Below are 20,869 nucleotides of genomic sequence, written 5' to 3'. Positions count from 1 at the left end.
CCGCTTTCTGTAAGGTTAAACTTAGTATACTACTAAGTAAGAAAATAAGCAACTATCATAGAAAACATACAGTTATACAAATTGCCTTCTATTTTAAAAAAACGAACCAGCTTGACTGATTCGTTTCGTGACTGCTAACTCCTACTTCCGATACATTTTAAACTGTAGGAAGAGGTCGCTATATTTTCCTGTCCATTTATGGTCAAATTTCTCATAAACTTCTAGGTGTTTCATGGTTTCAGCATCTGGATAGAATGCCTTGTCTTCTTTTTTCTCCTCTGGGAGTAATTCCTTAGCTGGTAGGTTTGGTGTTGAATAGCCGACATACTCTGCATTTTTGAGTGCATTTTCAGGTTTCAACATAAAGTTGATAAAGGCATAGGCGGCATCTTGGTTTTTGACGGTTTTGGGAATGACCATATTGTCAAACCAAAGGTTGCTGGCCTCAGTCGGTACCACATAGCGTAGATTTTCGTTTTTTTCCAGCATTTGGCTGGCTTCCCCTGAAAAGGTCACGCCGATAGCAGCGTTGTTCTGAATCATGTAGCCCTTCATCTCATCCGCCACAATAGCCTTGATATTTGGAGTCAACTTGTAGAGCTTATCCACTGTCTCTTCCAATTGCTGGGTATCCTTGGAGTTGAGGCTGTAGCCGAGGGAGTTGAGCCCCAGTCCCAGTACCTCACGCGCCCCATCAAAGAGCATGATAGAGTTCTTATACTCTGGCTTCCAGAGGTCATCCCAATGCTCAGGCGCTTCCTCTACCATGGTTTCATTGTAAACAATTCCCAAGGTTCCCCAGAAGTAAGGGATGGAGAATTTATTGCCTGGGTCAAAGGACTGGTTGAGGAACTCTGGTCCGATATTTTCAAGACCTTCAAGTTTTGAATAGTCAAGCGGTACCAAGAGGTCTTCGTCCTTCATCTTGTTGATCATGTATTCACTAGGAATGGCAATATCGTAGGTCGTTCCACCCTGCTTGATTTTGGTATACATGGCTTCGTTGGAGTCAAAGGTCTCGTACTGGACTTGGATTCCTGTTTCTTCTGTGAATTTCTCCAAGAGTTCTGGATCGATATAGTCTCCCCAGTTGTAGATAACCAGTTTTTGACTATCTCGGCTATTGATTTTACTATCTAAATGCGTCGCAATTCCCCACAAGACCAGGATGATGGCTGCAATTCCTGCTAAAAATGAATAGAGTTTTTTCATGCTTGCTCCTCCTTCTCACGTGAGATAAAGTAATATCCAACCACTAGGATAATACTAAAGAGAAAGACAAGGGCAGACAGGGCATTGATTTCTAAGGAAATCCCCTTGCGAGCACGAGAGTAAATCTCGACTGACAGGGTTGAAAAGCCATTTCCCGTTACAAAGAAGGTTACGGCAAAGTCATCTAGCGAATAGGTGAAGGCCATGAAATAACCTGCAATAATAGACGGTGTCAGGTAAGGAAGCATAATTTCCTTGAACATCTGAAATTGACTAGCACCAAGGTCATAGGCCGCATGAATCATGTCACCGTTCATTTCCTTGAGACGAGGCAAAACCATCAAGACCACGATAGGAATGGAGAAGGCCACGTGACTAGAAAGAACGGTCAAAAAGCCAAGTGAAAACTTGAGTTGGGTAAAGAGAATCAAGAAGCTGGCACCAATCATAACGTCAGGCGCAACCATGAGGATATTATTGAGTGATAGAAAGGCTTCTTGGTATTTCTTACGAGACTGGTAGATGTAAATGGCACCAAAAGTCCCGATAATGGTCGCAATCAAGGCTGACAGGAAGGCCAAGAAAAAGGTCTGAGTTACAATCAACATAAGACGACCATCGCCAAACATGGTTTTAAAATGGCTCAAGCTAAAGCCTGTAAAGCTATTCATGTCATTGCCTGCATTAAAGGCGTAGCCAATCAGGTAAAAAATAGGCAGGTAGAGGACAAGAAAGACCAGTCCCAGATAAAGGTTGGCAAATTTTTTCATCGTTCTCTCCTTTCCTTGGTCACCCACATGGTGATAAACATGGTCAGGATGAGAATTACACCGATGGTTGAACCCATACCGTAGTTGTCATTTGTCAGGAAGTTCTGTTCAATAGCCGTTCCCAGCGTAATAACGCGATTCCCACCAATCAAACGGGTCAGCATGAAGAGGCTCAAGCTGGGGATAAAGACAGACTGAACTCCACTTCGCACACCATTCATCGATAAAGGGAAGATGACATGGCGGAAGGTTTCCCACTTGGTCGCACCTAGGTCATAGCTGGCATTGATGAGATTGTTGTCCATATCGTCCAAGACATTGAAAATGGGCAAAATCATAAAGGGGAGCTCGATGTAGCTTGCGACAAAAATAAAGGAGAAATCAGTAAAAAGCAACTGTTGCGAACCGATTCCGATAAATTCCAAAAATTGGTTAATAGAGCCATTTTGACCAAAAATTCCGATAAAGGCATAGGCCTTGAGGAGCAAATTGATCCAGGTAGGCAGGATAATCAGCATGAGCCAGAGTTGACGGTGCTTGAGACGGGTCAAAAAGAGGGCTGTTGGATAGCTGATAAGCAAGGTCACAAAGGTCACAATTCCTGCATAGAGTACAGAGTTGAAACTCATTTTTAGGTAGGTCAAGTTTTGTGACGCAAAGTAAGATTTATAATTTTCTAAACTGAACTGGCCTTCGATATTGAAAAAGGATTGTCCGAAAATCAAGACCAAGGGTGCCAGGACAAAGAGTGCGATCCAGAGCATGTAGGGCACTACAAAGAGTTTAGAGCTTGTTTTCTTCATCTCTTTCCTCCTCGATTGCATTGATCAAACCTGCTTCTTGCTCTTCGATTTCCACGTATTCTTCTATACGAGCATCAAACTCTTCTTCTGTTTCATTGAGACGCATGATGTGGATGTCTTCTGGTTCAAAGTCCAGACCGATTTCCTCACCCACGATGGCCTTACGAGTCGAGTGTATCATCCATTCATTTCCAAGTACGTCATAGGCGATAATTTCATAGTGAACTCCACGGAAGAGCTGGGTATCGACCTTAACTTGGAGCTTGCCTTCTTCAGGAAGGGTAATCCGCAAGTCCTCTGGACGAATCACGACCTCAACAGGTTCATTTGGCTTCATCCCCCCATCAACCGCTTCAAAGCGTTTGCCGTTAAACTCAACCAAGTAGTCCTCAATCATGGTTCCTGGCAAGATATTTGACTCACCGATAAAGGTGGCAACAAAATGGTTGATTGGCTCATCGTAGATGTCCACAGGTGTTCCTGACTGGACAATCTCGCCATCATTCATGACAAAAATCCAGTCACTCATAGCCAGGGCTTCTTCTTGATCGTGAGTTACAAAGACAAAGGTAATGCCCAATCGTTGTTGCAGTTCACGCAGTTCGTACTGCATATCTGTTCTTAATTTCAAGTCCAGCGCTGACAGAGGCTCGTCCAGCAAAACCACACGGGGTTGGTTGATGATGGCACGGGCAATAGCCACACGCTGACGTTGTCCTCCAGAGAGTTTACGGATGGAACGTTTTTCGTAACCTTCCAACTGAACCATCTTGAGAACTTCCGCTACGCGTTTCTCGATTTCTTTCTTGTCAATTTTACGCAAGCGGAGCGGAAAGGCAACATTTTCAAACACATTCATATGTGGAAACAAGGCATAGGATTGGAAGACTGTATGGACGTCTCGCTTGTTGGTTGGAATGTCATTGATACGGACACCATCCAGCAAAATATCTCCTGTCGTCGCATCCAGTAAACCTGCAATGATGTTAAGGATAGTTGATTTCCCTGAACCAGATGCGCCTAGAAGGGTGTAGAATTTCCCTTCTTCCAACTCAAAGTTGATGTCTTTGAGAACCTTAGTGTTGCTGTCTTCAAAAACTTTTGAGACGTTTTTGAATTCAATAATTGGTTTTTTCAATTGTCATTTATTCCTTCTTTTTCATAGATTAACAGATCAGGGCTCTGTCAGGCCGCTACTACCTCGTGTAGGAGATTGAACTGCCTACATTCTTCTGCACTAACGATAGGCTTTCACCCCCTTTCCATGACATAGCAGCAGCTTTTCAACTACAGCTTCCTACTTGCTTTCACCTAGAATACGGACTTCTCTCTCAAGAGTAACGCCAGAGTGTTCCTTGACTTTTTCGATAACAGACTCAATCAAGTCTTCGTAGTCTTTGGCCGTTCCGTCAGCAACATTGATCATAAATCCCGCGTGCTTTTCAGACACTTCTACGCCACCGATACGATAGCCTTTCAAGCCAGCTTCTGAAATTAATTGACCTGCAAAATGACCTACTGGACGCTTAAAGACCGAACCACAAGATGGATATTCTAAAGGTTGCTTGAGTTCGCGTAGGTGCGTCAAACGGTCCATTTCCTGCTTGATAACCTGATGGGTTCCTGGAGCAAGGGCAAATTTAGCTGACAAGACAACTGCACCAGACTCTTGAATGGCTGAGTGGCGGTAACCAAAAGCCAAGTCCTTGGCAGACAGGGTTTCGATTTCTCCATCCTTGGTCAAGACCTTACAAGACTGCAAGATGTGGGCAATCTCGCCACCATAGGCACCGGCATTCATAAAGACAGCACCACCAACGCTTCCAGGAATGCCACAAGCAAACTCAAAGCCAGTCAAACTATGACGAAGGGCAATGCGAGTTGTCTCAATCAAGTTGGCTCCTGTTTCTGCTTCGATGGTATATCCATCAACTGAAACGTTATTGAGCTTGTCACACAAGATGACAAATCCACGAATCCCACCATCACGAACGATAATGTTGCTGGCATTTCCAAGAACCATCCAAGGAATATTTTCTTGATTGGCAAATTTGACAAGGCGAGCCAACTCAAAACGATTTCGTGGAAAGACCAGATAATCAGCCTCTCCACCTACTTTTGTATAACTATAACTATGCAAGGGTTCCTTAAAACGGATATCAATTCCTTCTAAGATTTCAAGCATTTTTTCTCTTACAGACATGTCACTCTTCCTTTTACAAAATTCATTCCATTATACCATTTTTAAGACCATTTGACGACCCTAAAAAAATCTTGGGCTTATTTTAAACAAAAAAGAGGTTTCCCCTCTTTTTATGATTTTTTACAAAAGATTGCCTTGGTTCCATAGGCAACCAGAACGAGCTCTAGTGCTAGGACAACTTCAACCAAGACTGGATTGGTCAGCCAGCCAACTTGGACTAGAGATGGTGCCAGATCAAAGAAGGCATGTAGGCCATAGGCTGCTAGGAGATAAATCCATTTCTTCTGGCGAATAGCTTGGTAAACCCAAACTGTCAAGAGTAATTGGAAACCTAGCGCCAAGATTCTCTCAAAACCAAGCAAATAAATCTGCCAGACTGATAGCGACTGAATAGTTTTCAACATATTTTCAGACAGCAATTGCATGACCTGTGGATTTTGCGTTTGAACTGCTGAGAGAACGATGTAGAGATTAAGCAAACTAGTAAGACCTAGGAAAATCAACTCCAAGCCACCATGCCCCAATCCATAAGCCAAGGCATCTGCCTTTTCCAAACTTCTCTTTTTCTCCAACCATTTGAAGAAAATAAGACGAGCAGTTTCCTCAAAAAATGCTGCCATAGCTAAGCCATAGATGATATAGACAAGCGGATGTTCTTGCAAGAGGGCAATACTACCGTCTTTTTGAGGATGCAAAACCAAGATATGCACCAGTTTTTCTAAAATCTGTGAAGAGACAAAGAAAGCAACAGCCCCCAAGCCCAAGACAGCTAGATTAATCTGGTATTTCTTTTTAGCATACCAAATGCTCCCTATCAAGAAAGCCAGCAACAGCAACATGGTAATGATAATATGAATGGTCATTTTCTTCTCCTATTCCGCCTTTTCAATATCTTTTTTCATCTCGTCAACATTGAACTTAGCAAACAAGTATTGACGGTCTTGTACTGGGAAACGTTGGTCCAACTGGTCCACTGCTCCTACCTCGATAATGCCTTCCTTGATGACAAAGTCCATGACATGCCCACCGAAGGTCAAATCATCTGAGATGAAGTGCAGATGGTAACCTGCCACACTAACCCCATGGAAAATCTCAGGCGTCCAGAAACCAACGATGGTTCCCGCCACATTGTCACGACTATATTCCGGTTGATGGGTTGCGACCTCAGCAAACTTGGTATCTGGTGTCGACTTGGGAATCATGCGCACATGCATATGTGAAAATTCGCCACGAATCTTGATCGAGCGGAAAAGATTTTCCCCGTCATAATAAGACTCGATTCGTTCTTCCAATTCCTTGTCTGTCATCTCAAAGCGCTGGCGGAAAATAACTTCTGCCTGATGTGGTACTACTGCTGCATAAGGAATAAGGGCATCTGGTGATACTTCTACAATTTCTGGTTGTTCTCCTGAGCCTTTGGCCTGATAGGCCTTGCCATCTAAGACAATCAATTCTCCATCAATAGAATCCAAGGTTCCCAAACCAAGGTCACCATGTTCTAGCAATTCTCCTACTGTCATAGTACCACCATAAAGGCCTGCCATCAAGGCTCCAAGGGTATTGTATTGAAATAATTTCACTGGTTCCTGCACGTTCTTATCCATTCTCTTTCTTATCTGTTATACTCAATGAAAATCGAAGAACAAACTAGTAAGCGAGCCGCAGGTTGCTCAAAGCACTGCTTTGAGGTTGTAGATAAGACTGACGAAGTCAGCTCAAAACACTGTTTTGAGGTTGTGGATAGAACTGACGAAGTCAGTAACCATATCTACGGCAAGGCGAAGCTGACGTGGTTTGAATAGATTTCGAAGAGTATTATTCTATAAATCTTACTCCTAAGTATACCACATTTGCCCCTAGATGTGAACGAGAGAAATACCCTAGACATTGCCAAGAAGGAAAAAAAAGGGTACAATGTAACAAAATCAAGGGAGGTCTGGAATGAAGAAACAAAGCAAGTACCAAGAGGTTGTTTCCTATCTAAAAAATGGTATCGAGTCTGGACGATTTTCGACGGGAAGCCGCCTGCCTTCTATCCGTCAACTGAGCCTTGACTTTCACTGTAGCAAGGATACTGTCCAACGAGCCCTGCTGGAATTACGGCACGAACAATACCTCTATGCCAAGCCCCAGAGTGGTTACTATGTCCTAGAACAAGGGCAACACCAGGATCTAGAAATCGAAGTCACTGACGAACATGCCAGTGCCTATGACGATTTCCGACTCTGTATCAATGAAACCTTGATTGGTCGGGAAAACTACCTCTTCAACTACTATGACAACCAAGAAGGATTAGAAGACTTAAGACAATCCATTCATAAACTCCTCTTTGACCAAGCTCTCTACTGCAAGGCTGATCAACTGGTACTGACTTCTGGGACCCAACAAGCCTTATTTATCCTCTCTCAAATTTCCTTCCCTAGCCAAGCCAAGGAAATCTTGGTGGAACAGCCGACCTACCATCGGATGAATCGCCTCTTGATTGCTCAGGGATTGGACTATCAAACGATTGAACGAGGCATTGATGGGATTGACTTGGAAGAGCTGGAAGGCCACTTCAAAACAGGAAAAATTAAGTTTTTCTATACCATTCCTCGTTTTCACTATCCTCTGGGGCATTCCTATTCTGAGCAGGACAAACGGGCTATTCTTGACTTAGCTGCCAAGTATGGTGTTTATATCGTCGAAGACGATTATCTGGGGGATTTGGATTCCAAGAAGGGTCAGACCTTCCACTATCTGGATACAGAGGAGCGGATCATTTACATCAAGTCCTTCTCAACCAGCCTCTTTCCAGCCCTGCGGATTACGTCACTCATTCTTCCAAATGCTATCAAAGAAGCCTTTGTGGCTTACAAAAATATCCTAGATTACGACAGCAACCTCATCATGCAAAAGGCCCTGTCACTCTATATTGACAGTCAATTATTTGAGAAAAATCGTCTAGCTCGATTGTCCAATCAGGAAGACTACCAAAAACAACTCGAGGAAAGATTAGCTAACACTCCTTGCCCCCTTCCTCATTTCCCGCTTCACGATGGTGTATTACTAGACCTGAGACAGTATCCTAAAATTGCCAGTCTCAAACACAGTCAACTGGGCTTGGATTTCTTTGAAGAGGCCTATTTAAGCACCTGTCCTTATCAATTTGCCAAGGTGTCCTTAGATAATCTGGAAAAGGTTTTAAACTATTTAAAAGCAGAATTGGACTGACTTCCAACTCTGCTTTTTTCTTATACTCTTCGAAAATCTCTTCAAACCACGTCAGCGTCGCCTTACCGTAGATATGGTTACTGACTTCGTCAGTTCTATCCACAACCTCAAAACAGTGTTTTGAGCTGAACTTCGTCAGTCTTATCTACAACCTCAAAGCAGTGCTTTGAGCAACCTGCGGCTAGCTTCCTAGTTTGCTCTTTGATTTTCATTGAGTATTATTCTTCAACTTCTGTTAAGGTTGCCGCTTTTTCAAGATATTTTTGGTAGGTACCGTCATCCTTGAGTTTTTGGATGACCTTGTCCACCACTTCTTTCAAATCAGCACTATTTTTTCTAAGGGCAACGGCATTGGCTTCACCGTCCTTCATCTTCAAGCTGACAGTTGCGACAGCTAGGTCGGCATTTTTAGCAGCATAGCTAAGCGCAACAGGCTCATCCATATGAACAGCATCTACTTTTCCAGCCTGCAATTCATTGACAGCTTCACCCATATTAGTTAGGGAAGTCAATTGCGCTTTTGGCAATTGTTCCTTGACCATTGATTCTGGAACAGTCCCTTTTTGGGCTGCAATATTAGCACTTTCTAGGCTAGTTAAATCCTTGTATTTTTCTACATCAGCCTTACGAACCAAGAAACTAATCTTGTTTTCATAGTAAGGGATTGAAAAATCAAAGACTTCTTTTCTCTCGTCAGTAGCGCTAATTCCCGCAACCGCTAGATCAGCCTTACCTGTTTGAAGACTAGTCAAGACATTGTCAAAACTCATGCTTGAGATTTCCAACTTAACCCCAAGTTCATCAGCGATAGCTTGGGCCATATCAATGTCCGCACCGACTACCTGGTTTTTTCCGTCAACTAAGGATTGGAATTCAAAAGGTGCATAATCAGGACTAGTCGCCACAACTAATTTCCCCTTTTGCTTAATGGCCTCAACAGCTGACTGAGAACCATTCGAACCCGACTGGCAAGCCACTAAGAAGAAACTTGCAAGAAAGCTACATAAAACAAATATCCATTTTTTTGATTTCATAAATAAACAACCTCTCTGTTAATTTTGTATAATTATAACGCTATTCAAGCTACTTGTCAAGTGTTTTTTGAATTTTTATCTTAAAAATATTTTTTTCATTCAATAAAAGGAGCTATCAGTTGATTTCAAGCTCCTTTTTATACAGATTGAACTTGTTTTATAGTTCGACAATCTTACCTGTTTCAAAGTAAACAACCCATTCACAGATATTCTTGGCATAGTCTCCAATGCGTTCCAAGAAGGCAATCACTTGGAAATAATCACGGCCTGTAACGATAGCATCTGGATTTTTCTTGATTTCTTCTGTAGCCAAGTCACGAATGCTATCAAAGTAATGGTTGATTTTTTCATCCATGGTTGCTACTTCATAGGCCTGATCCACTGAACCATTCAGATAGAGTTCAAGGGCTGCTTCGACGAAGTTCTTGACATCGCGACCCATTCTCTTGATTTCTTCTTCAACAGCTGGGATACGTTGCTCACCCTTCATACGAATTGTCGCTTTGGCAATGGAAACGGCATGGTCACCCATACGTTCCAAGTCAGATACGGCTTTTAAGACTGTTAGAACAGTACGCAAGTCCTGAGAAACGGGTTGTTGAAGGGCAATCATTTCAAATGATTTTTTCTCCAATTTCACTTCGTATTCATTTACTTCTGCATCGTCTTCGATGACTTCCTTGGCCAAATCACGGTCGTGCGTAACAAAGGCACGTACCGTACGATTGATTTGGGATAGCACTTCTTGTCCCATAGCGTAGAACTGGTTGTGCAATTTCTCCAAATCTTCTTCAAATTGAGAACGTAACATCATTTATCTCCTTATCCAAATTTTCCTGAAATATAATCTTCTGTTTCCTTGTGTTGTGGGTTGAGGAACATCTTCTTGGTATCGTTAAACTCGATCAAATCTCCATCTAGGAAAAATCCTGTCTTATCAGAGATACGAGAGGCTTGTTGCATGGAACGCGTAACCAAGAGCATGGTGTATTTATCTTTTAGACCATACAAGGTTTCCTCAATCTTACCGGCCGAGATAGGGTCCAAGGCTGAAGTCGGTTCATCCAAAAGAATGATTTTAGGACTAGTTGCCAAGACACGGGCAACACAGACACGTTGTTGTTGTCCACCTGAAAGCCCGATAGCTGAATCATGCAGGCGATCCTTGACCTCATCCCAGATAGAAGCTCGTTGTAGGGCTTTTTCCACTGCTTCGTCTAGAACTTGCTTGTCCTTCACTCCATTGATACGAAGCCCGTAAACAACATTTTCGTAGATAGACATAGGGAAAGGGTTTGGTTGTTGGAAAACCATACCAATTTCCTTCCGCAATTCAACTGTATCTGTACGTGGGCTATAAATGTTGTGGCCGTTGTAAACCACCGAACCAGTTGTGGTTACCTCTGGATTGAGATCCCCCATGCGGTTGATAGCCTTGAGGAGGGTTGATTTCCCTGATCCAGATGGACCAATCAAGGCTGTAATTTCCTTAGGTTGGAAAGATAGGGAAACACTATTCAAGGCCTTTTTTTGATTGTAGTAAACGGACAGGTCTGATACCTGTAAAATCGCTTCTGTCATACTGTTTCCTTTCTATCCAAAGTGTCCTGTTACGTAGTCATTGGTTGACTGTAGTTTGGCATTTTGGAAAATATTAGAGGTCTTATCGTACTCAATCAAATCGCCCAAGTAGAAAAATCCTGTGTAGTCACTAGCACGCGCAGCCTGCTGCATACTGTGGGTCACAATGATGATGGTAAAGTCCTTCTTCAACTCTAGCATGGTTTCTTCCAGCTGGGCTGTCGCAATCGGATCCAAGGCTGATGCCGGCTCATCCATCAAGAGGATATCTGGTTTAACAGAGATAGCACGAGCGATACAAAGACGCTGTTGCTGACCACCTGATAGGGTCAAGGCTGATTTGTGTAAATCGTCTTTGACCTGGTCCCAAAGGGCAGCCTGACGAAGAGAGGTTTCCACAATTTCATCCAAGACTTGCTTGTCCTTAACACCTGCACGTTCATGGGCAAAAGTGATATTGCGGTAGATAGACTTGGCAAAGGGATTTGGGCGTTGGAAGACCATTCCTATGTGCTTACGCATTTCATAAACATTGATTTCTGGACGGTTGACATCAATCCCTTGGTAGAGGATTTGACCTGTTACCTTGGCAATATCAATGGTATCATTCATACGGTTGAGACTGCGGAGATAGGTTGATTTCCCTGAACCAGATGGACCAATTAAGGCCGTGATTTTATTTTTTTCAAATTGCATATCGATGCCCTTGATGGATTCATTTTTACCGTAGTAAACATGTAAATCCTTAGTAGAGAGGGCCACTTTCTCTTCAGGAAAGGTGATGATATGCTTTTCATCCCAATTATATTTTGACATGGCTTCTCCTTTAGGCAGCAGTTAATTTCTTATGTAGGTAGCTTCCGAGTTTGCGGGCTCCAAAGTTAAAGATGAGGATAAAGATGAGGAGCACGGCTGCAGAACCTGCTGATACAATGGTGCCATCAGGAATGGTTCCTTCACTATTAACTTTCCAAATGTGGACAGCCAAGGTTTCTGCTTGACGGAAGATAGAGATTGGGCTTGTCACACTGAGAATATTCCAATTAGACCAGTCAAGGGCTGGAGCGGATTGTCCTGCTGTATAGATAAGAGCCGCAGCCTCACCAAAGATACGACCAGAGGCCAAGACGACCCCAGTCACAATACCTGGAAAAGCTTCTGGAATGACCACATGGACAACTGTCTCCCAACGAGAAATTCCAAGGGCCAAGCCGGCCTCACGTTGCGTATGGTGAACGTGTTTCAAACTGTCCTCGACATTACGAGTCATCTGAGGCAAGTTAAAGACTGTCAAGGCCAAGGCACCTGAAATAATTGAAAATCCATACTCAAACTGAACTACAAAGATCAAGTAACCAAAGAGACCCACAACCACTGATGGCAGTGAAGACAATATTTCAATACAGGTTCTGACAAAATTGGTCACAGGACCTTTCTTGGCATATTCAGCTAGGAAAATCCCAGCCCCCATAGATAAGGGCACAGAGATAATCAAGGTAATGACCAGAAGGAAGAAGGAATTATAGAGCTGAATTCCAATCCCTCCACCTGCTTGGTAAGAAGATGATTTGCCAGTCAAGAAAGACCAAGAGATGTGGGGTAAACCACGAACCAAGATATAGAGAATCAAGGATGCCAAGATGGCTACGATAATTCCTGCAATAGAGTAGAGGACAGCTGTTGCAATTTTATCTAATTTCTTAGCGTGCATAGTTTTTCTTTCCTCTTTCTTTCGTAATCAATTTAATCACACTGTTGAAGGCCAAACTCATCAAGAGCAAGACTAAGGCCAGTGACCAGAGAACGTTATTGTCAACGGTTCCCATAACGGTATTTCCGATACCCATGGTCAACACAGAGGTCAAGGTCGCAGCAGGTGTTGTCAATGAAGTTGGGACAACGGCTGAGTTTCCGACTACCATCTGAATGGCCAAGGCCTCACCAAAGGCACGCGCCATCCCAAAGACCACTGCAGTGAAAATCCCTGAACGCGCCGCCTTCAAAGTCACGCGCCAGATAGTTTGCCAACGAGTGGCTCCCATAGCCAAACTAGCTTCGCGGTAGTGACGAGGCACCGCACGCAAGCTATCGGTTGTCATAAAGGTTACCGTCGGTAAGATCATGACAAAGAGAACGAAAATCCCTGACAAGATCCCAAAACCAGTTCCACCAAAGACACTACGGACAAAAGGAACTACGACCTGCAAACCGATAAATCCATACACGACGGAAGGAATCCCGACAAGCAATTCAATGGCTGGTTGCAAGATTTTTGCACCTTTTGGTGAGACCTCCGTCATAAAGACTGCCGCACCAATAGCAAAAGGAGTTGCGATAAGGGCTGATAGGATTGTGACAATAAAGGAACCCAAAATCATTGGAAGCGCACCAAATTGTTTACCTGAAGGATTCCAAATTTGGCCAAAGAGGAAATCAAAGATATTAACCCCATTTACAAAGAAGGTCGACAAACCTTTTTGGGCTACGAAAATCAAAATCATGGCCACAATGATAACAATCAAAGACAGACAGGCAAAGGTCAAGCCTTTTCCAAGTTTCTCTAAACGAGAGTTCTTTGAGGGAGAAAGTAATTTTTTAGCTAATTCTTCTTGATTCATTATTGACTCCCTTCTAGTGCTGTCACCGTTCCTACAGCATCTTTTTCAACCTTCATTTCCTTAACAGAAATATAGCCCATTCCCTTAACGATTCCACTTTGCGCTTCATCTGAGAGGACAAAGTTGAGGAATTCTGCCACCAATTCATTTGGTTGACCTAGGGTGTACATGTGTTCATAAGACCACAAAGGCCAGTTATTGCTTGTAACATTTTCTGCAATCGGCTCATAGCCATTCAACTTCATGCGTTTCACCGAGTCATCCACATAGGCAAAGGCTAGGTAAGAAATGGCTCCTGGTGTCTGGGAAACAATGTTTTTGACCATCCCATTTGAATCCTGTTCTTGACTCTGCACGGCAGATTGGCCATCCATGATAACACTATCAAAGGTTGCACGCGAACCAGAACTTGCCGCACGGTTGATAATGGAAATGGCTAGGTCTTTCCCACCGACTTCTTTCCAGTTGGTTACTTGACCTGTGAAGATGCTACGGAGTTGTTCAGTTGTCAGATTTTCAACGTCAACTTCTTTGTTTACAATCACTGCCAAGCCCGCTACAGCAACCTTGTGGTCCACTAGAGCGGATGCGTTGATACCGTCTTTTTCCTCGGCAAATACGTCTGAATTTCCTACATCAACGGCTCCAGACTGAACCTGAGACAGACCTGTACCAGATCCTCCACCTTGAACGTTAACTGTTTTTCCAACGTGCAAAGAGCCAAATTCATCTGCTGCTGCTTCGACCAAGGGCTGAAGAGCCGTTGAGCCAACAGCTGTCATGGATTCTCCACGATCAATCCAGCTAGCACATCCCGCTAAAGAACCTGCCAGCAAAAGAGCTGCAAGGGATAGAGCGAGTTTTTTCCTTTTTTTCACTGTTTTTCTCCTTGAAAATAATGGTGAATGCTGTGAATTTTTTCAACTATTTATTTATATTTTTCTTTTGAAAATAGGGAGCCAACTGAAGTTACTAGCTTAGTTTTACTAGAAATTTGCTCAGTTGCCTTCTCCGCCAATTTTGACTTAAAATGAAAGATAATTTGAAAAAAATCCATACTTCCACTATAACATAGACAAGCTACTTTGACTAGCATTTTCACTTGAATCTGAGGCCTTTTGGAAAATAATTTTTCAAAATATTTTCAGTCACCTTAGCAAAGCCCAAACCATTGCCTTGAACCAAAACTTGGTACCAACCATTTGGCAGACTTTCCACCAGCTGAACGGTTTCTCCAGCGACATACTTTACAAACGCTTCTTGGTCAATTTCAACCGACTGCTTGACCTGACTCGGTTTCAAGGCTAGACCAAGAGCAAAACTAGGCTCAAAGCGTTTCTTCTTAAAGGTACCCAGATGCAGTCCATTCCGAGCAATCTTGAGTTTCCCTAAATCTGGCAAAAGTTCTGGCAGGAGATAGAGTTGGTCTCCAAAAGTCTGCAAGATACCCCTTAGATTGACCTTCAAATGTTTTTGGGCAAATTCCTGCCACAAAGTAACTTGTTCACGGCTGAGATTACTCTTACTTGCCTTACATTTAGGTGCTGGATTGTCACCCTTAAACTGTAGATGGGCTACAAACTGACCCTCTCCCTTAAAATGATGAGGATACATCCGAGCCGTTTCTGGCAGGTCAATACCAGCTACCATTCCATTGATATGCTCTACTGGCAGCAAATCAAAATCATACTCTTCCAGCAACCAATTGACAATCTCCTCGTTTTCCTCAGGAGCCCAGGTACAGGTTGAATAAACCAAGCGACCACCTTCAGCTAGCATAGTCACCGCATCCGCTAGAATTTCTCTTTGCAAACTTGCACATTGGCTCGGATAATCAAGGCTCCAATAGTCCATAGCATCTGGTTGCTTACGGAACATCCCTTCCCCTGAGCAAGGGGCATCTAGGACAATGAGGTCAAAATAGCCCTTAAAAACCTTGGCCAAGCGGTCAGCAGATTCATTGGTCACCACGACATTTGTCGCTCCAAAGCGCTCCATGTTTTCTACTAAGATCTTAGCCCGTTTGCTTGAAATTTCATTGGAAACAAGGAGACCCTCTCCTGCTAGATAGGCTGCCAGTTGGGTTGATTTGCCACCTGGAGCAGCGGCTAAATCCAAGACCTTCATTCCAGGACTGGGTTGGGCTACCTGAGCCACCATCTGGGCAGCGGGTTCTTGCGAATAAACCAAGCCAGTAGCATGCTCAGGCGATTTCCCTGAAACCTTCCCATAGTGTCCCCAAGGGGTTTGAGGAATGGCATCAGAAAAGGAAAGTTGCTCTTCTTTTAAGGGATTGACCCGAAAGGCCGAAACCGCTTCCTCCTCAAAAGAGGCAAGAAAATCTCTTGCCTCATCTCCTAGTATCTCTTCATATTTTTCAACAAATCCTTCTGGAAATTGCATTTAAGTTCTTTTCCTTTCGTAAATATAGGACTGAATTTCCTCCTGCATCTCAAGAGGTAGCATCATGACCGGTTGTCTGGTTTGAAAATCAGGAGCTTCACCAGAAAGAGTCACAACCTCATAGCCCAGACTTTCCCCTAAAATACTAGCCGCAGCATAATCCCATGGTTGCAGATAGGTGACATAGGTCAACAAACGCCCTGACAAAATCTTGGCAAAACTAATGGCCGCACTACCATAGACACGTACACCTAGTACGGCTCGACTCAAATCAGCCAGTCCCCATTCATTGGTTTCCAGCATGCCACTATTCCCTGCAATAAGAAAATCTCCAAGTGGTTTAGTTTTAAAAGGAGCTAGGGGCTGATCGTTTCGGCAAACCGGAAATTCCCCACCACCGTGATAACAATCCCCTTTGACCACATCATAAATCAGCCCAAACTGCCCCTGACCATTTTCAAAATAAGCCATCATGACAGCAAAATCTTCCTGCTGGGCCACAAAATTATTGGTCCCATCAATGGGATCAATGACCCAAACCTTGCCCTCTTGAACTGAAGCTCGCAGACAACCTTCTTCAGCACAAATTTTATCCTCAGGATAACGGGACAAAATCTCACCAACCAATAGCTCCTGAACTTCCTTGTCCAGTCTGGTCACCAAATCTGTTGGAGAGGACTTAGTCGTAACCTGCAAATCTTCCTGCATATGGTCAAGTATGTACTGGCCCGCTTTCTTAATTAGCTCTTTAGCAAATTCAAATTTACTTTCCAAGAGAAATCTTTCCTTCCCCTTTTTCCTTGGCAGCCTGAACTGCTCGGTAAAGCGAATAGCCACTAACTGTTTCAAATTCTCGTCCCAAACGTTTCTCCTCACTCTTGCTTGGCACGACCGCCTTGAATCCCTTATAGGAGTCCAGTAACTTTTTAGCCTCTACCTTGCCCTCATAGGCAGCTTCAACATCATTAAAAAAAGAAAGCACTGAAGCAAGTTCTTCAGTGCTCCACGACAAATCTAGTGGGTAACTATACTGTTTGTTCATTAACTAATACCAGCTCTCATTCTTGCTTCTTTTAGTTCTTGCTTACGGTAACTACGAGGGAGAAAAGCACGAATCTCATCTTCATTAAAACCGATCTGCATGCGTTTGGCATCGATAATAATTGGACGACGCAAAAGACTAGGATACTGCTCAATCAAATGAAGCAATTCCGATACCGAAATACTCTCTACATCAATATTCAATTTTTGAAAAATTTTTGAACGAGTTGAAATGATGTCATCAGTACCATTTTCGGTCAAGGAAAGGATGTGTTGCAATTCTTTTCTTGTTAAAGGACTGGTCATGATATTGTGTTCCACAAAGGGAACCTTATGTTTTTCTAACCAGGCCTTAGCCTTACGACATGATGTACAGCTCGGTGATAGAAATAGTGTAATCATGCTTTTCTCTTCTTATCTATACTTTGCTAATTCTATTATACAAAAAAATAAAGCGCTTGACTAGGGATTTTTAGAAAAAAAAGCCTATTTTTCAAGAAAAATAGACTGTTTGCGAACGATTGAGGCAATGTAGATTTAGTTAATTCACTCTTATACTCTTCGAAAATCTCTTCAAACCGCGTCAACGTTGCCTTGCCGTACTCAAGTACAGCCTGCGGCTAGTTTCCTAGTTTGCTCTTTGATTTTCATTGAGTATTAACGATAGTTTCGAATCACACACCTAATTTATACATGTAAAATAAAAACATCTTTCGTTTCACTTCCTACGACTTTTTAGATAAAGATAGGCAAAGAAGCTTTCATAAAGGGCAAAAAAGAGGAGGAAGGCATGAAGGAAGAAAGTCTCTGGTAAAATCAGAATCACTGGATCCTTGGCTGGGTCAAAAAGCCAAGTATCATCTCCCACAAAGAGAATTTGATGGAAAAGAGTAAAGAATTGGTCAAAACCAATCAAAACTCCCCCAAGTCCAATCAGTAAAGGCAAGACCACTAGAGCCAGGAGACTTTTACGATAAAGAGACAAAAAGCCCTTTTTCACAATCTTATTGACAAAGAAATAGAAACTTGGCAGTGTCACTAGGGCAACTAACTGTACCAGGTGGAAGAGGTTCTTGACCACTGCAAAATGGTGCAGACCGGCTGCTGACGAACGAAAATCAGGCATCTGCAAGACCTGACTAAAAGGATTGGTCAGATAATTCATCAAGATATGAAAATTGTATTGAATGGTTTCTGGTTTTAGATAGACTCGATTCGTTAAGTTTAGCCACTTGATTTCCAGCGGATAAAAAATCCAAGCCAGATAAATGGTCAGAAGGATTGAGAGGGAGAGAAGAAAGAGCATAGAGCCCCAAAAGGTCAGTTTAGTTTTCATCAAAATCCCACTCCGCAAGGCTAGAAACCACATGTGTCGGTGCGATTGGTAGGTCTGCTACTTCTTCTGCCTTGGTAAAACCTGTCGTCACCAAGAGCGTTGGAATACCATTGTCAATCCCAGCTCGAATATCAGTCAGGTAGTTGTCCCCGACCATGATTAACTCTTTACGTTCCAAACATAAGTGCTCAACCGCCTTGTCCATAATGATGGCATTTGGTTTCCCGATATAAACAGGCTTCACTCGTGTTGCCACTTCAAGAAGGGTAATCAGTGAACCAGCACCAGGCAAAAGACCACGCTCTGTCGGGATGTTGAGGTCAGGGTTGGTTCCGATAAAGTAGGCACCCTTTTGAATAGCTAGAGTTGCTGTGGCAAATTTTTCATAGTCTACTTGCCAGTCCAGGCCTACTACCACATAGGCAGGATTTTCCTTATCTTCCACATAACCAGCCGCCTTGATGGCTTCCTTGAGCCCTGCTTCTCCGATGACATAGACGGTCTTTTCCAGTCCCAAGTCATTCATATAGTCGATGGTTGCCAAAGTCGCTGTGTAGACAGTCGATAGGGGCGTATCGATATTAAAATTCTGAGCCAACATCTCCTGAACACTCTCAGGAGTACGGGTTGTATTGTTGGTCACAAAAAGATAAGGAATGTCCCGCTTTTGCAATTCATGGACAAAAGCCTCTCCTGCTGGGATTCTGTCTTTCCCCTTATAAATGGTTCCGTCTAAATCAATTAAATAGCCTTTATATTTCATCTATTTATCCCTAATCCTTTTTTATTTCTTGCCAAGTGATGATTGCTTGGGCATTGGTAGCTCCGTCGCTTGTGATCTCATGCTTGCTTTCCAGTCCAGTCCTTTCAACAGCCGATGTAATCACCCCACCTGGTCGAACTTCCTTGACATACTTGAGGTTGATTTTCTTGGGAATATATTGGGTCAAAAAGTCAGCTCCCATGACTTCAAAAATCCAGTCTAAGTATTTACTGTTATTGACATGACCATTCATATCCAAGTCATAAAAACGGACATGGTAATCCTTGCTGACTGGCTCTTCCAAAGGCTCATACTTTGGTCCGCGGATAAGTTTTTTATCAAAATCAGACTGATACGGAGCTACAATCTCAGGTTCGACAGCATGGACTTTTCGACTGTCTCGATCCATGAGAACAAAGGTCACCATCATGTGGATGAGTTCCTGCCCTGCTTCATCATAAATAGTAAAGCGACGGTAGCAAAAGAGCCGATTGTAGCTCAAAGCTTCCGTTTCGATGGTGATTTCTTCCGCAAAACGAGGCAAACGAACCACCTCAATATCATAGTCTGTGATAATCCAGACCAGATTATAGTTTTCCAAAATGGCTTTATCACTAACTCCTAGTTCAATCGACTGCATCCCTGAAACTTGTAGGGATAGCAAAACCACATCTGGAAGCTTGATATGACCGTTCATATCAGCCATATCAAAAGGAATTTTCATATTCATTTGATAAGTTAAGCCCATCATTCTACTCCAAAATAAATCGTTCTGCTACGGTGTCTCCTAAAAAGAGACCTCTTTTTGTCATGCGAACTTGGTCACCCTCTATTTGCATGAGACCTTGTTGAACCAAGTCTCTGATGATTTCACCATATAGTCCATCAAAAGACCGGCCAAATTTTTCCTCAAATCGCGCCATCGAGACCCCTGATTTCTTGCGGAGTCCCAGGAACAGTTCTTCTTCCATTTGCTCTTTTTGACTCAGATGCTCTTCTGTAATACGTGCGTTGCCTTCCTCAACTGCACTGAGATAATGACGAATGGGACCATGGTTTTTATAGCGAACACCATTGACATAGCCAGACGCCCCAGCACCAATGCCATAATATTCAGAATTGTCCCAGTACATAAGATTGTGGCTACTTTCAAAACCAGGTTTGGAGAAATTAGAAATCTCATAATGTTCAAAACCAGCTCGCTCCAGCGCTGCGATGATGTACTCAAACATCTCAGCTTCCAGTTCTTCCTTAGGCAGAGGTAATTTCCCTCGTCGCATACGATTCATAAAGACCGTATGATTTTCTAAAATCAAACTATACAAACTCATATGGGGAATATCCAGCCCAATGGCCTTAGCCACATTTTCCTTGACCTGCTCCATGGTCTGACCTGGCAGTGCATAGATCAAATCAATAGAGATATTGTCAAAACCAGCCAGTTTCAGACGGTCGATATTTTCATAAATATCCTTCTCCAAATGACTGCGCCCAATCTTTTTCAGCATCTTATCATCAAAGGTCTGCACGCCTAGCGAAACACGATTGACAGCCGAGTTCTTCAACACAGCTATCTTATCCGCATCCAAGTCACCTGGATTGGCTTCAATGGTCAACTCCTCCAAGACAGGCAAGTCCAAGTTTTTAGTCAAGCCCTTCAATAACACCTCCAGTTGAGAAGCTGACAAAGCTGTCGGTGTGCCACCACCGATATAGAGGGTTCTCAACTTTTGAATATCATAAGATTGAAACTCTTCTAACAGATGTTCCAAATAACTATCTACCGGCTGATTCTTGATAAAAACTTTTGAAAAATCACAATAATAACAAATCTGGGTACAAAACGGGATGTGCACATAGGCTGACGTTGGTTTTTTCTGCATAGTACTTAT

General features: G+C 43.0%; 24 protein-coding genes. 2 read left to right on the top strand and 22 right to left on the bottom strand.

Annotated elements, in window-relative coordinates:
- Positions 1-141: 141 nt before the first annotated feature.
- The 7 genes from AC6I9F_RS04390 to budA form a co-directional block, all read right to left on the bottom strand.
- Positions 142-1,212, bottom strand: coding sequence for an ABC transporter substrate-binding protein (locus tag AC6I9F_RS04390; RefSeq protein ID WP_498023027.1), 1,071 nt, complete (start codon positions 1,210-1,212; stop codon positions 142-144).
- Complete coding sequence (locus AC6I9F_RS04385) at positions 1,209-1,982, bottom strand: ABC transporter permease (RefSeq protein WP_000712740.1); 774 nt, start codon at positions 1,980-1,982, stop codon at positions 1,209-1,211. The genes AC6I9F_RS04390 and AC6I9F_RS04385 overlap by 4 nt, the downstream gene beginning before the upstream one ends.
- Positions 1,979-2,785 (bottom strand): ABC transporter permease, encoded by an 807-nt coding sequence (locus tag AC6I9F_RS04380; RefSeq protein ID WP_000753801.1) that lies wholly within the window; start codon positions 2,783-2,785, stop codon positions 1,979-1,981. The genes AC6I9F_RS04385 and AC6I9F_RS04380 overlap by 4 nt, the downstream gene beginning before the upstream one ends.
- Positions 2,766-3,923, bottom strand: coding sequence for an ABC transporter ATP-binding protein (locus AC6I9F_RS04375; protein WP_176139555.1), 1,158 nt, complete (start codon positions 3,921-3,923; stop codon positions 2,766-2,768). The genes AC6I9F_RS04380 and AC6I9F_RS04375 overlap by 20 nt, the downstream gene beginning before the upstream one ends.
- A 159-nt stretch (positions 3,924-4,082) precedes the next feature.
- A complete protein-coding gene (murB, locus tag AC6I9F_RS04370; RefSeq protein ID WP_173214092.1) occupies positions 4,083-4,988 on the bottom strand; it encodes a UDP-N-acetylmuramate dehydrogenase in 906 nt (301 codons plus the stop codon).
- Positions 4,989-5,098: 110 nt separating this feature from the next.
- Positions 5,099-5,851, bottom strand: a complete 753-nt coding sequence (locus AC6I9F_RS04365) for a YhfC family intramembrane metalloprotease (RefSeq protein WP_498023015.1) — start codon at positions 5,849-5,851, stop codon at positions 5,099-5,101.
- Positions 5,852-5,860: 9 nt separating this feature from the next.
- Entirely contained in the window at positions 5,861-6,592 is a 732-nt protein-coding gene (gene budA / locus AC6I9F_RS04360) for an acetolactate decarboxylase (RefSeq protein ID WP_000360314.1), read from the bottom strand.
- 24 nt (positions 6,593-6,616) lie between these two features.
- Between budA and AC6I9F_RS04355 the strand changes: the two genes are divergently transcribed.
- Positions 6,617-6,790 (top strand): hypothetical protein, encoded by a 174-nt coding sequence (locus AC6I9F_RS04355; RefSeq protein ID WP_498023013.1) that lies wholly within the window; start codon positions 6,617-6,619, stop codon positions 6,788-6,790.
- Between the two features lie 139 nt (positions 6,791-6,929).
- The gene (locus AC6I9F_RS04350) at positions 6,930-8,201 is read left to right on the top strand and encodes an aminotransferase-like domain-containing protein (RefSeq protein ID WP_498023011.1); all 1,272 of its coding nucleotides are present in this window, start codon (positions 6,930-6,932) and stop codon (positions 8,199-8,201) included.
- Between the two features lie 218 nt (positions 8,202-8,419).
- Here AC6I9F_RS04350 and AC6I9F_RS04345 read toward each other — a convergent pair whose 3' ends face one another.
- From AC6I9F_RS04345 to hemW, 15 genes are all read right to left on the bottom strand, one after another.
- Positions 8,420-9,235, bottom strand: a complete 816-nt coding sequence (locus tag AC6I9F_RS04345) for an ABC transporter substrate-binding protein (protein WP_000837372.1) — start codon at positions 9,233-9,235, stop codon at positions 8,420-8,422.
- 157 nt (positions 9,236-9,392) lie between these two features.
- Positions 9,393-10,046: a phosphate signaling complex protein PhoU gene (gene phoU, locus AC6I9F_RS04340; RefSeq protein WP_176139548.1), complete on the bottom strand. Its 654-nt coding sequence runs from the start codon at positions 10,044-10,046 to the stop codon at positions 9,393-9,395.
- A gap of 11 nt (positions 10,047-10,057) precedes the next feature.
- Complete coding sequence (gene pstB, locus AC6I9F_RS04335) at positions 10,058-10,816, bottom strand: phosphate ABC transporter ATP-binding protein PstB (protein WP_000133484.1); 759 nt, start codon at positions 10,814-10,816, stop codon at positions 10,058-10,060.
- Between the two features lie 12 nt (positions 10,817-10,828).
- A complete protein-coding gene (gene pstB, locus AC6I9F_RS04330; protein ID WP_000049848.1) occupies positions 10,829-11,632 on the bottom strand; it encodes a phosphate ABC transporter ATP-binding protein PstB in 804 nt (267 codons plus the stop codon).
- 10 nt (positions 11,633-11,642) lie between these two features.
- Positions 11,643-12,527: a phosphate ABC transporter permease PstA gene (gene pstA / locus AC6I9F_RS04325; protein WP_173275875.1), complete on the bottom strand. Its 885-nt coding sequence runs from the start codon at positions 12,525-12,527 to the stop codon at positions 11,643-11,645.
- Positions 12,517-13,434 (bottom strand): phosphate ABC transporter permease subunit PstC, encoded by a 918-nt coding sequence (gene pstC / locus AC6I9F_RS04320; RefSeq protein ID WP_498023007.1) that lies wholly within the window; start codon positions 13,432-13,434, stop codon positions 12,517-12,519. Before pstC ends, pstA begins: the two co-directional genes overlap by 11 nt.
- Positions 13,434-14,312 (bottom strand): phosphate ABC transporter substrate-binding protein PstS family protein, encoded by an 879-nt coding sequence (locus AC6I9F_RS04315; protein WP_084923991.1) that lies wholly within the window; start codon positions 14,310-14,312, stop codon positions 13,434-13,436. The genes pstC and AC6I9F_RS04315 overlap by 1 nt, the downstream gene beginning before the upstream one ends.
- Before the next feature lie 220 nt (positions 14,313-14,532).
- Positions 14,533-15,837, bottom strand: coding sequence for an RsmF rRNA methyltransferase first C-terminal domain-containing protein (locus AC6I9F_RS04310; RefSeq protein WP_498023005.1), 1,305 nt, complete (start codon positions 15,835-15,837; stop codon positions 14,533-14,535).
- Positions 15,838-16,611: an inositol monophosphatase family protein gene (locus AC6I9F_RS04305; protein WP_173214077.1), complete on the bottom strand. Its 774-nt coding sequence runs from the start codon at positions 16,609-16,611 to the stop codon at positions 15,838-15,840. It lies immediately after the preceding gene.
- The gene (locus tag AC6I9F_RS04300) at positions 16,601-16,879 is read right to left on the bottom strand and encodes a UPF0223 family protein (RefSeq protein ID WP_001041974.1); all 279 of its coding nucleotides are present in this window, start codon (positions 16,877-16,879) and stop codon (positions 16,601-16,603) included. The genes AC6I9F_RS04305 and AC6I9F_RS04300 overlap by 11 nt, the downstream gene beginning before the upstream one ends.
- The gene (locus AC6I9F_RS04295; protein ID WP_000631259.1) at positions 16,879-17,280 is read right to left on the bottom strand and encodes a Spx/MgsR family RNA polymerase-binding regulatory protein; all 402 of its coding nucleotides are present in this window, start codon (positions 17,278-17,280) and stop codon (positions 16,879-16,881) included. The genes AC6I9F_RS04300 and AC6I9F_RS04295 overlap by 1 nt, the downstream gene beginning before the upstream one ends.
- 316 nt (positions 17,281-17,596) lie before the next feature.
- Positions 17,597-18,214, bottom strand: a complete 618-nt coding sequence (locus AC6I9F_RS04290) for a TIGR01906 family membrane protein (RefSeq protein WP_261148496.1) — start codon at positions 18,212-18,214, stop codon at positions 17,597-17,599.
- The gene (locus AC6I9F_RS04285; protein WP_261148497.1) at positions 18,204-18,977 is read right to left on the bottom strand and encodes a TIGR01457 family HAD-type hydrolase; all 774 of its coding nucleotides are present in this window, start codon (positions 18,975-18,977) and stop codon (positions 18,204-18,206) included. Before AC6I9F_RS04285 ends, AC6I9F_RS04290 begins: the two co-directional genes overlap by 11 nt.
- Positions 18,978-18,987: 10 nt before the next feature.
- Positions 18,988-19,725, bottom strand: a complete 738-nt coding sequence (locus tag AC6I9F_RS04280; protein WP_498022981.1) for an acyl-ACP thioesterase domain-containing protein — start codon at positions 19,723-19,725, stop codon at positions 18,988-18,990.
- A gap of 4 nt (positions 19,726-19,729) precedes the next feature.
- Positions 19,730-20,860 (bottom strand): radical SAM family heme chaperone HemW, encoded by a 1,131-nt coding sequence (gene hemW / locus AC6I9F_RS04275; RefSeq protein ID WP_498022979.1) that lies wholly within the window; start codon positions 20,858-20,860, stop codon positions 19,730-19,732.
- Positions 20,861-20,869 lie beyond the last annotated feature (9 nt).

It is taken from the genome of Streptococcus nakanonensis, assembly GCF_059738785.1.
The sequence above is the reverse complement of the archived record's forward strand: the minus strand, read 5'-3'. Positions and strand labels throughout refer to the sequence as shown.